General features: G+C 72.1%; 8 protein-coding genes. 3 read left to right on the top strand and 5 right to left on the bottom strand.

Annotation, left to right across the window (positions count from 1 at the left end):
- The 3 genes from E1291_RS15380 to E1291_RS15370 all read left to right on the top strand — a co-directional run.
- Positions 1-877 (top strand): aKG-HExxH-type peptide beta-hydroxylase (locus tag E1291_RS15380; RefSeq protein ID WP_242614176.1); only part of this gene is annotated, 877 nt, incomplete at its 5' end.
- 5 nt (positions 878-882) lie between these two features.
- Entirely contained in the window at positions 883-2,106 is a 1,224-nt protein-coding gene (locus E1291_RS15375) for an FxsB family cyclophane-forming radical SAM/SPASM peptide maturase (protein WP_131738481.1), read from the top strand.
- A gap of 12 nt (positions 2,107-2,118) precedes the next feature.
- The gene (locus tag E1291_RS15370; protein ID WP_131738480.1) at positions 2,119-2,757 is read left to right on the top strand and encodes a nitroreductase family protein; all 639 of its coding nucleotides are present in this window, start codon (positions 2,119-2,121) and stop codon (positions 2,755-2,757) included.
- A 146-nt stretch (positions 2,758-2,903) separates the two neighbouring features.
- Here the strand turns inward: E1291_RS15370 and E1291_RS15365 are convergent, their stop codons facing one another.
- The 5 genes from E1291_RS15365 to E1291_RS15345 are packed head-to-tail and all read right to left on the bottom strand — an operon-like array spanning position 2,904 to position 10,367.
- Complete coding sequence (locus E1291_RS15365; protein ID WP_131738479.1) at positions 2,904-5,465, bottom strand: glycosyl hydrolase family 18 protein; 2,562 nt, start codon at positions 5,463-5,465, stop codon at positions 2,904-2,906.
- A gap of 8 nt (positions 5,466-5,473) precedes the next feature.
- Positions 5,474-6,076, bottom strand: coding sequence for a DUF305 domain-containing protein (locus E1291_RS15360; RefSeq protein ID WP_131738478.1), 603 nt, complete (start codon positions 6,074-6,076; stop codon positions 5,474-5,476).
- A 10-nt stretch (positions 6,077-6,086) separates the two neighbouring features.
- Entirely contained in the window at positions 6,087-6,962 is an 876-nt protein-coding gene (locus tag E1291_RS15355; protein WP_131738477.1) for a lytic polysaccharide monooxygenase auxiliary activity family 9 protein, read from the bottom strand.
- 59 nt (positions 6,963-7,021) lie between these two features.
- Positions 7,022-8,782, bottom strand: coding sequence for a chitinase (locus E1291_RS15350; RefSeq protein ID WP_131738476.1), 1,761 nt, complete (start codon positions 8,780-8,782; stop codon positions 7,022-7,024).
- Between the two features lie 10 nt (positions 8,783-8,792).
- Positions 8,793-10,367, bottom strand: coding sequence for a chitinase (locus E1291_RS15345; RefSeq protein ID WP_131738475.1), 1,575 nt, complete (start codon positions 10,365-10,367; stop codon positions 8,793-8,795).
- Between the last annotated feature and the right edge of the window lie 142 nt (positions 10,368-10,509).

Below are 10,509 nucleotides of genomic sequence, written 5' to 3'. Positions count from 1 at the left end.
AACCGGGCCCTCCGGAACCGGGCCCGCCGCGCGGGTGAGCGCGGGCGGGCGGACCGTCGCGATCCCGTCGCCGGCGGACCGGGACGGCCCCGGCTGGCTGGGGCTGCGCCGGGTGTCGGCCGACGCGGGCGGGCGGACGCTCGGCCTGCTCGTCGACGACGTCGACCCGTACCGCTTCCCGCCGGGCCTGCCGGTCGCGTCCCGGCTCGGCGCGGGCGCCCTGGAGGGGCTGCGCGGCTCGCTCGGCGCCGCCTGGCGGCTGCTGGCCCGCCACCATCCGGCCATCGCGGGCGAGATCGGTGCCCTGCTCACCACGGTGACGCCGCTGTCCGCCGACCCGGCCGGGCACACCAGCGCGACCGCCCGCGAGGCGTTCGGCTGCGTCGCGTTCTCGGTGCCGATGGACGCCCGGCAGCTCGCGGTGACGCTCGCGCACGAGGTCCAGCACGCCAAGCTGACCGCGCTGATGGACGCGCTGCCGCTGCTGCCCGACACCGGCGGCGGCCGCCGCTACTACGCGCCCTGGCGCCCCGACCCCCGTCCGCTGGCCGGGCTGCTGCACGGCACCTACGCCTTCCTCGGCGTCGCCGGGTTCTGGCGCGGCCAGCGCCGGCACGAGCGCGGCGAGCGGGCGTTCCTCGCGCACGTGGAGTTCGCCCGGTGGCGCTCCGCCGTGCGCACCGGGCTGGACCAACTGCTCGAGGAGCCCGCGCTGCCGCCGCTCGGGGCCCGGTTCGCCCGCGGCATGCGCGGCACCCTGGACTCCTGGTCGGCCGAGCCGGTGCCGGAGGCCGCCGAACGGGCCGCCGCCCACGCGCTGGCCGAGCACCGCGCGGCGTGGGCGCGGGCCAACGGCGCGCTCCCGGTCGGCGCGTGACGACCATGACGACCGGGGTGGGACGGGGCGGGCCGGACGCCGAGTGGCCCGCGTCCCTGGACGTGCCCGCGCTGCGGGCGGCGGGCTGGCGGCCCAGCCCGTTCCGCGAGTTCGTGCTGAAGGTGCACGCCCGCTGCGACCTGGCGTGCGACTACTGCTACGTCTTCGCGATGGCAGACCAGGGCTGGCGGGACCGCCCGGCGCAGATGCCGCGCGAGGTCGTGGACGCGGCGGCCGCGCGGATCGGCGAGCACGTCCGCGCGCACGGCCTGGACGCGGTGCGGCTGGTGCTGCACGGCGGCGAGCCGCTGCTGGCCGACACCGCGCTGCTCGCGCGCGCGGTGCGGGCCGTCCGCGCGGCGGCGGGCGGCGCGGCCGTCGAGGTCGCGGTGCAGACCAACGGGACCCGGCTGGACGAGGAGCGGCTCGCGGCGCTCGCCGGCCTGGACGTGCGGGTCGGGGTCAGCCTCGACGGGGACGCCGCCGCGCAGGACCGGCACCGCCGCCTGGCGGGCGGCCGGGGCAGCCACGCCCGGGTCGCCGCGGGCCTCGGGCGGCTGACCGCGCCCCGGTTCCGGCACCTGTTCGCGGGGCTGCTGTGCACGATCGACCTGCGCAACGACCCCGTCGCGACCTACGAGGCGCTGCTGGCCTTCGCGCCGCCGCGGATGGACTTCCTGCTCCCGCACGGCACCTGGGACGCGCCGCCGCCCGGCCGCGACCCGGCCGCGGCGGGCACTCCGTACGCCGGCTGGCTGCTGCGGATCTTCGACGCGTGGTACCCGGCGGGCGGCGTCGAGATCCGGCTGTTCGCCGAGATCCTCCAGCTCCTGCTCGGCGGCCGGGCGTCCAGCGAGCTGCTGGGCGTTGCGCCGATCGGCGTCGCGGTGGTGGAGACCGACGGCTCGATCGAGCACTCGGACCTGCTGAAGGCGGTGTCGGCGACCGCGCCCGCGACCGGCCTGCACGTCGCCCGCGACTCCTTCGACGCGGTCCTGGCGATGCCGATGACGGTGGCCCGGCAGCTCGGCGTGGACGGGCTGTGCGACCGCTGCCGCGCCTGCCGGTGGGCGCGCGTCTGCGGCGGCGGCCTGTACGCGCACCGGTACCGCTCGGGCACCGGCTACCTCAACCCGTCGGTCTACTGCCCCGACCTCCTCGCCCTGATCGACGGAATCCACGCCCGAGTGGCCCCTGACCTGGCATTTCTTCGTCGGGAAAGCGGATGAAAGCATGGGTCCATGACGACTCTTCCGCTCGGCCCGGACGAACTGCTGACCACGACGCGCGCGGTGCGCCGGCGCCTGGACCTCACCCGCCCGGTCCCCATGGAGCTGATCCGCGAGTGCCTGGAGGTCGCCGTGCAGGCACCGAACGGCGGCAACCGGCAGGCGTGGCAGTGGATCGTCGTCACCGACCCTGAGACCCGCAAGGCGATCGGGAGCTACTACTACCGCGCCTTCCGGGCCTACACGGCCACGGGCGCCGGGGCGTCCGGCGCCCCGGACAGCACCGAGCACCAGAAGCGCGTCACGGCCAGCGCGACCCATCTGGCCGAGCGGATGGGCGAGGTGCCCGTCCTGATGATCCCCTGCCTGCGGCTGTCCACGGGCGACCTTCCCGAGGGCAACCAGGCGGGCCTGTGGGGATCGCTCCTGCCGGCCGTGTGGAACTACGCCCTCGCCGCGCGGGCCCGCGGGCTCGGCACCGCGTGGACGACCCTGCACCTGGTCCACGAGCGGGAGGTCGCCGAGCTGCTCGGGCTTCCCGGCGAGGTCCGGCAGGCCGCGCTCATCCCCACCGCCTACTACACCGGCGAGACCTTCCGTCCCGCTCCCCGCGTCCCCTTGGACGAGGTTCTGCACTTCGACCGCTGGTAGACGGCGGGACACGAGAGAAAAGGGCCCCGGCGCACCGATCGCGGTGCGCCGGGGCCCTCCGGGTGGTGCCAGGGCCGGTGCCGCCATGAGCGGACGGCACCGGCCCCGGGCCCTCGGGGACGAACCCCTCTTGCTTCAGGCCGGCTTTACTTCAGGCCGTCGTCCAGCGCCTTGGTGAGGACGCCGGGGTCACCCGACATCTCCCAGATCATGGCGCCGAGCAGGCCCTTGCTGCGCAGCCACGCGACCTTCTTGGTGATCGACCACGCGTCGTCGAACGTCCACCACTGGCCGTTGTTCCCGGTGTAGCAGAACGTGGAGATCGACTGCATGTCATGCGTGATCGTGCAGTTCGGCACGCTGGCGATCAGGTTGCTGTAGCCGCGCGTCCCGGCCTCCTCCTGGAACTGGCCGGGAGCCGCGCCCTTGGCGTCCTGCCACTCGCCCTGCTTGCCACCGTCGGTCACGTTCTGCCAGCCGCGGCCGTAGTAGGCGAGGCCGATGGTGAGCTTGCGCGGGTTGACCCCGGCGTCGAGGTACACCTTCACGGCGTTCTCGACGCTGAAGTGGAACGAGTACGGGTCGTCGGTGTCGGCGTACAGGTTGCCGGCGTGACCCGTCCGGTTGGGCTCCCACGAGTTGTCGCTGCCGGCGCCGTGGAAGTCGTAGCCCTGGATGTTGAAGATGTCCAGGCTCTTGGCGACCTCGGGCAGGTCCCAGCCGGTCGCGATCTTCGCCGGGTCGGCGGGGGTGAACGCGGTGAGCTGGTACTGCTTGCCGGTGTCCTTGGTCAGCGCGTCGAGCTGGCGGCGGAACTCGGCGATCAGCAGCGTGTTGTTGGCCTTGTCGTCCTTGCCGATGTGGTTGCCGGCGTGGCCCTCGGCGCCCGGCCACTCCCAGTCGAGGTCGATGCCGTCGAAGATGCCCGCGGCCGTGCCCGGCCCGCCGGCGCCGTTGTAGTCGGGCAGGTTGCCCTTGATGTAGGTGTCGATGCAGGAGCTGACGAACTTCTTGCGGCTGGCGTCCGTCGCGGCCACGTCGGAGAAGTACTTGGAGTACGTCCAGCCGCCGATCGAGATCAGCACCTTCAGCTTCGGGTACTTGGCCTTGAGCTTCTTCAGCTGGTTGTAGTTGCCGCGCAGCTTCTCCCAGCCGGTGTCGCCCTGGCCGTCCACCGACTGCGCCGCGCTGAACGCGCGCCCGTAGTCGGCCTCGGCGTCGCCCGCCCCGTCACCCTGGCTCGGGTCCTGCGGGTCGGAGGTCGTGCCCTTGGTGACGCCCTGCAGGCAGGTCAGGTTCTTCGGGTCGATGTTGGCGAACGCGTAGTTGATGTGGGTCAGCTTGGCGGCGTTGCCGGTCGTGTCGAGGTTCTTCACGAAGTACTGGCGGCCGTAGATGCCCCACTGGACGAAGTAGCCCACGCGGGCGTACCCGTTGTTGACCACGTCGTCAGTGGTCACCTTCACCGCGGCACTGGCCTGCGACACGTTGTCGTAGGAGTCGCGGGCCTGCACGGAGAACGAGTACGTCGTGGACGGGGACAGCCCCGCCACGGTCGCCGTCGTCCCCGTCACCGTGGTCGCGACCTTCCCGTCCACCAGCACGTCGTAGTTCGCCACACCGCTCTCGTCGGTCGAGGCGTTCCACGCGAGCTTCACGCTGGCGGAGTCCTTGCCGGTGCTGCGCAGCCCGTCCGGGACGGACGGCGCCTTGGTGTCGGTCGCCGGGTCGTTGGTCTTCACCTTGATCGGCTCGCTGGCGGGCGACAGCGTGCCCTTGCGGTCGCGGGCCTTCACCGTGAACGTGTACTCGGTGTTCGGCGTGAGGCCCGTCACCGTGGCGCTGGTCTCGGGCACCGTCGTCGCGAGCACCGAGCCGTTGTACACCTCGTAGGCGGTGATCGGCAGGCTGCCCGGCTTCGCCGCGTCCCAGGTGAGCGACACCGACTTGGTGGTCTTCACCGGGGACTTCAGGTTGGCGGGCGCGCCCGGCGCGGCGTCACCGGTGCCGTCGCAGTTGACGTCGTTGACGCGGCAGCTGGTGGGCCGGGCGCCGGACTGGCTGACGTTGAACGTGGGGCTGTAGGGCTCCGTCGTCCGGCCCGAGCCGATCGTCGCGTTGTAGTAGGCGGGCGACAGCGTGACCGTCCGCCCGTTCTGGGTCACCGAGCCGTTGTCGGCGGCGCTGGCGGTCACGCCGTTCGGCAGGTCGAACACGACCGACCAGTTGTTGATCGTCGCACCGCTGTTGTTGGCGACGACGAACTTGGCGCGGGACCCCTCGACGCTGTAGGTCGCGGTGACCCCCGCCTGCTGGGCGGGCGGTTCACCCGATCCGTCGCAGTTCGCGCCGTTCAGCAGGCACTTGGTCGGCTCGGAGGGGGAGCTGAGCGAGAACGTCGGGCTGTAGGGCTCGGTGTTCCCGCCGCTGCGGATGGTGTCGATGTAGTGGGCGGGGGTGAGCGTCACCTTCGTCCCATCCTGGGAAAGGGTGGCGTTCTGGGCGTTGCTCGCGGTCACCCCGGCGGGGAGCTCGAACACCAGCGTCCAATGACTGACGCTGGCCGAACCGGGATTGCTGACCACGTACTTGCCCGTGTTGCCGGACAGGCTGAAGGCCGCCGTCAGCCGGTCGGCCGCGTGCGCGGGGGCCACGGCGAGCGCGCTGACGACGACGAGCGTGAGCAGGGCACTGACTAGTCGGCGCATTCCAACACCTACTTAGTGGGGGTGGGGGATTGGGTGGGGGAGCTTGGCCCGAGGATGGCGAGCATGCGGGCGATCTGCGCGGAGCGCGAGCGGTCGACGCTCTCCGCCAGCCGCCGGGTCGAGGCGTCTTCGCCTCCGCGACTCTCCTTCCGGGCCATCTGGACGGCGTCGTCCTGGTGCGCGATCAAAAGGTTCAGGAAGGCGCGTTCGAACCGGTCGTCCGGCGTCCGGTCGAGCGCCTGGAGCTGCGCGTCGGTGGTCTGCGGCATCCCGCCGTGCCCGGCGTGCTCGTGCGCGCTCGCCCGCGGCGGACGGTGCCAGCCGCGCAGCCGGGCGGCCATGGTCCGCACCTCGGTGAGCTGCGTGGCCTCGATGGCCGCCGCGAGCGTGCTGATCTCGGGCCGTACCCGGTGGCCGCGGGCCAGCCGCACCAGCCGGACGCCCTGGCCCTCGTGCGGGACCATCATCTGCAGGTACATCACGTCGGTGGAGTTGAAGCCGTCCCCGCCGCGGGCCGCGGCAGGAGCGGCCGGCGAACCGCCGGCCGCTCCGCACCTGGCGAACAGCAGCAGGGCGCACGCGGCGAGCACGGCCAGTGCGCCGTACTTCATCGCGCCGCGCTCAGGCGGCCCGCCAGAGCGCCCCGGCGTTCGGGGGCTCCCAGCCCGCGATCGCCGTGTGCGCCTGAAGGCACTCGTAGGACGCGCCGTTGTAGGTGACCTTGTCGCCCGCGGTGTACGCCTTGCCCAGCGCCCAGGTGCCGTCCGGCGCCGGGGTCGTGGGCGGAGTCGTGGGCGGGGTGGTCGGCGGCGTGGTGGGCGGGGTGGTCGGGGGAGTCGTCGGCGGGGTGGGCGTGTTCGCCCCGCCGAAGTCCACGTCGGAGCAGGTGTAGAACGCCTCGTTGCTGCCCAGGACCCGCTGCCAGGTCGAGTACAGGATGTGCCGCCCGGTGCGCTGCGGCAGCGTGAGCGTCCAGTTCGTGAACGTCGTCGGGTTCTGCCGGGTGAACGACGCCAGCGAGACGAGGTCCGACCAGCGCAGCGGCTGCGTCGGGTCCCAGCCCTCGCGGGTGATGTAGAAATCGAAGTTGCTGGCCGCGTGCGGCGCGGTCGCGTGGTAGGTGATCGTCAACGGGCCCGGCGAGACCTTCTTGGCGGGCCAGTCGGCGCGCTGCAGGTCGAGCCCGCGGTACTTGGCCCGCCCCGCGCTGCACAGCTGGCCGTCCGGGATGAGCTGGCGGTGCCGTCCGCCCGCGTCCAGCAGCGACACCTCGTTCCAGTCGTAGAACGGCTGCGTGCCCGCGACCGCGACGGCCGCCTTGCACGCCTCCGACTGCGGGTGCTCGGGGCCCTCGTTCTTGCAGGTGTACACGCGGCTGGGCGGATCGGACATCGTGCCGTGCGCGCTGGCGGGCGCCGCGTTCGCCAGCACGGCGAGCACCGACGCGGCGGGCACCGCCGCCGCGACGACGGCGACCTTCGTACGGGGAGATCGCATGGTCTTCCTTCCGTTGGGGGTGGGACCGGGAGCCTCGGGAATCCCGGCCGAGTCGCGTGTCACGGGAGCGCGTTCAGGAACGGCTCGTGACTGTTCATGAAGTCCCAGTTGAAGTAGTGGTCCCAGTTGATGGACCAGGTCATGAGGCCGCGCAGGTTCGGCGACGTCCCGCCGCGCAGCGTGTAGGAGCCGCAGCCCTGGCCCTTGACCAGGCAGGTGACCGCCTGCTGCACCTGCGCGGGCGGCGTGTGCCCGTTGCCCGCGCTCACGGCGGCCGGCAGCCCGATCGCGATCTGCTCGGGCCGCAGCCCCGGGAAGGTGTGTCCGGTCTTCGCCACCGGGAACCCCGCCTTGAGCATGTCGGTCATCGCGATGTGGAACTCGGCGCCGCCCATCTGGTGGTACTGGCCGTCCAGCCCCGTCACCGGGCCGGAGTTGTAGTCCTGGACGTGCAGCAGCGTCAGGTCGTCCCGCATCGCGTGGATCACCGGCAGGTAGGCGCCCGTGCGGGTGTCGCCGCCGTTCGCGCCGCCGTAGAACTGGTACCCGACCTGCACGAAGAACGTCTCGGGCGCCATCGTCAGCGTGAACTTCGCCCCGTACCGCGCCTTGAGCGTCTTCAGCGCCGAGATCAGGTTGACGATCACGGGCGTCGTGGGGTTGCGGAAGTCGGTGTCGCCCGCGTTCAGCGACAGCGAGTGGCCCTCGAAGTCGACGTCCAGGCCGTCCAGGCCGTACCGGTCGATGATCTCCGAGACGGACCGGACGAACGCGTCCCGCGCCGCCGCGCTGGTCAGCTGGACCTGGCCGTTCTGCCCGCCGATCGAGATCAGGACCTTCTTGCCCTTGGCCTGCTTCGCGCGGATCGCGGCGATGAACTCCGCGTCGCTCTCCACGTTCTTGCACTCGCTCACCGGGCACCGGTTGAACCGGATGTCCCCGGACGTCACCGAGGTGGGCTCGCCGAACGCGAGGTCGATGATGTCCCACGCGTCCGGGACGTCCGCCATGCGCACGTACCCGGACCCGTTGGCGAAGCTCGCGTGCAGGTATCCGATCAGCGCGTGCTTGGGCAGCCCGGTGTCGGTGCAGCCGGTCGTCGTCCCGGTCACCGGGTCGGACTTCGGCGACTCGCCGACGTCGTTGTACGCCGCGACCGTGTAGGTGTGCGTCGTGCAGGCCGTGAGACCCGACAGGGTGGCGCCGGTCCCGGTCACCGTGGCCCGCGCGGCGGAGCCCTCGTACACCCGGTAGCCCGTCACCGTCCCGGACGCCGCGTCCCACGACAGGGCGATCGAGCCGTCGGAGACCGTCCCGAGCCGCGGCGTGTCCGGCCGGCCCGGCACGCCCGGCTGCGGCTCGCCGCCGGGGCCGTCCAGCTCCACGTCGTCGGCGTAGTACGCACCCGCCCCGTACCAGCCGTGCAGGAAGACCTGCGCCGACGTCTGGTCTGCGGCGGTCGTGAACGACACCGTCAGCTTGGTGAAGGCCGACGCCGACGGCGTCCAGGTGGACGTGCCGCCCGTCACGCCCAGGTACACGTAGGTTCCGCGCACCCAGGCCGACAGCGTGTAGGCGGTGCTCGGCCGCACGCCCACGGTCTGCGCGCACTGGCCGGTGTCGCCCGCCGTGACGCCGCCGGAGAGCGCGTACGTCCCCGTCCGCACCGGCGTCGTCACCGCCGACCCGCCCGAGCAGGACCAGCCCGCGAGCGACCCGCTCTCGAACCCGCCGTTGCTCAGCATGTTCTCCGCGTGCGCGGGGCCCGCGGCGACCAGCAGCCCGGCGAGCAGCGCCGCCAGGACCCAGATCCTCTTCATCGCGAGGCCCCTACGGAAGCGTGTTCAGGTGCGGCCGGACGGTGCGGGCGAACCCGCCGCCGTTGGTGACGTCCCAGTTGATCGACCAGGTCATCGCGCCCCGGATGTCCGGGTAGGTCCGCGATGGTTTGTACGACCCGCAGTTGGAGCCGGTGGCCAGGCAGCTCAGCGCGTTGTTCACCATGGACGGCGAGACGACCCCGCCTCCCGCGGCGCCCGCCCCGGCCGGCAGCCCCAGCGCCACCTGGTCGGCGCGCAGCCCGCCCTCCAGCTGGATGCAGGCCAGCGCGGTCATGAAGTCGATCGTCCCCTGCGAGTACACCTTCTGGTCGCAGCCGAGCATCGCGCCGGAGTTGTAGTACTGCATGTTCACGACGGTGAGGATGTCCTTGATCTTCAGCGCGAGCTGGAAGTAGGAGGCACCGGTGGACTGCATGTCGATCGTCTGCGGCGCCATCGTGATGATCAGGCCGGCGCCGGCCTTGGCCCGCAGCTGCCGCAGCGCCTGCTCCATCGGCGCGGGGCTCAACCCGTTCTCCAGGTCGATGTCCACGCCGTCGAACCCGTACTGCGTCATCAGCCCGGACACGCTGCTCGCGAAGGTCGCCGCGGACGAGGAGTCCCCGACCCGGATCGCGCCCTTCTCGCCGCCGACCGACAGGATGACCTTCTTGCCCTTGGCGTGCAGCGCCGCCACGTCCGCCTTGAACTGCGCGTCGGTGTAGCCGCCCAGCGACGACGACAGCCCCGGGTCGACCCGGAAGGTGACCTCGCCCGCCCGCGACGTCGACTCGCCGAACGCCACCGCGATCAGGTCGTACTCGTTCGGGACGTCCGCCAGCTTGAGCGCCCTGGACCCGTTGTTGAAGTCGTGCCAGTACCCGGTGAGGAAGTGCCGGGGCAGCGGCCCCGTCGCGCATCCGCTGGTCGTGCCCGAGGCGACGGCGCTCGCGGCCGACTCCCCGTCGGCGTTGTACGCCTTGACCGTGTAGCTGTGGGACGAGCACGTCTCCAGGCCGGAGAGCGTGGCGCTTGTGCCGTTCACCGTCGCGCGCAGGTCGGAGCCCTCGTAGACGCGGTAGCCGGTGGGCGTTCCGCCGCCCGCCGTCCACGACAGCGTCAGCGAGGTGTCGGTCCGTCCCGTCACCGAGGGGCTGCCGGGGGCGCCGAGACCACCGGGCTGCTCCGGCCCGCCGGTGCACGGGGCGCCGTTGAACGTGCACTTCTCCGGTGCCCCGGGACCGTTCCCGAGGAAGCCGAACGTGACCGATCCGCCGGGTGGGATCGATCCGTTGTACTCACGGTTCTTGAAGACGTGGTGCGGCGGCGTCGAGGTCACCGTGGCGTCCCAGAAGGAGCCGAGGGTGGTCCCGGACGGCAGGTCGAAGGCGACCTCCCAGCCGCTGATCGCCTTGTCCGATCCGTTGGTGAGGGTGAACCTGCCCTCCCAGCCCGACCCCCAGTCGGACGGTTTGGTGAACGCCGCCGCCGGCGCGGCGGCCGGAGCGTCGGCGCGGGCGTAGAGGGGCACCGCGAAGGCGAGCAGGAGGACGGCGAGGACGCCGAGTACAGAGCGGGAACGCAAGACTCACTCCATGGCACGGTAGGGAAGCCGACGGAAGTTCCCCCGAACCCCGAGTCAGATGCGCGCAGAAATCAACAGTAAGGTTTCCTATAAATTTGAGAGCACGTTAACCAGCGGTCCGGCGCCCGGCAAGCCCTACCCG

Origin of the sequence: Actinomadura roseirufa, assembly GCF_900659635.1 — a bacterium.
In the GTDB taxonomy this organism is placed as follows: domain Bacteria; phylum Actinomycetota; class Actinomycetes; order Streptosporangiales; family Streptosporangiaceae; genus Spirillospora; species Spirillospora roseirufa.
The sequence above is the reverse complement of the archived record's forward strand: the minus strand, read 5'-3'. Positions and strand labels throughout refer to the sequence as shown.

Bases quoted from the DNA above. Each gene is read 5' to 3' on its own strand.
- E1291_RS15375 (WP_131738481.1), top strand. From the start codon at position 883: ATGACGACCGGGGTGGGACGGGGCGGGCCGGACGCCGAGTGGCCCGCG.
- E1291_RS15370 (WP_131738480.1), top strand. From the start codon at position 2,119: ATGACGACTCTTCCGCTCGGCCCGGACGAACTGCTGACCACGACGCGC.
- E1291_RS15365 (WP_131738479.1), bottom strand. From the start codon at position 5,465: ATGCGCCGACTAGTCAGTGCCCTGCTCACGCTCGTCGTCGTCAGCGCG.
- E1291_RS15360 (WP_131738478.1), bottom strand. From the start codon at position 6,076: ATGAAGTACGGCGCACTGGCCGTGCTCGCCGCGTGCGCCCTGCTGCTG.
- E1291_RS15355 (WP_131738477.1), bottom strand. From the start codon at position 6,962: ATGCGATCTCCCCGTACGAAGGTCGCCGTCGTCGCGGCGGCGGTGCCC.
- E1291_RS15350 (WP_131738476.1), bottom strand. From the start codon at position 8,782: ATGAAGAGGATCTGGGTCCTGGCGGCGCTGCTCGCCGGGCTGCTGGTC.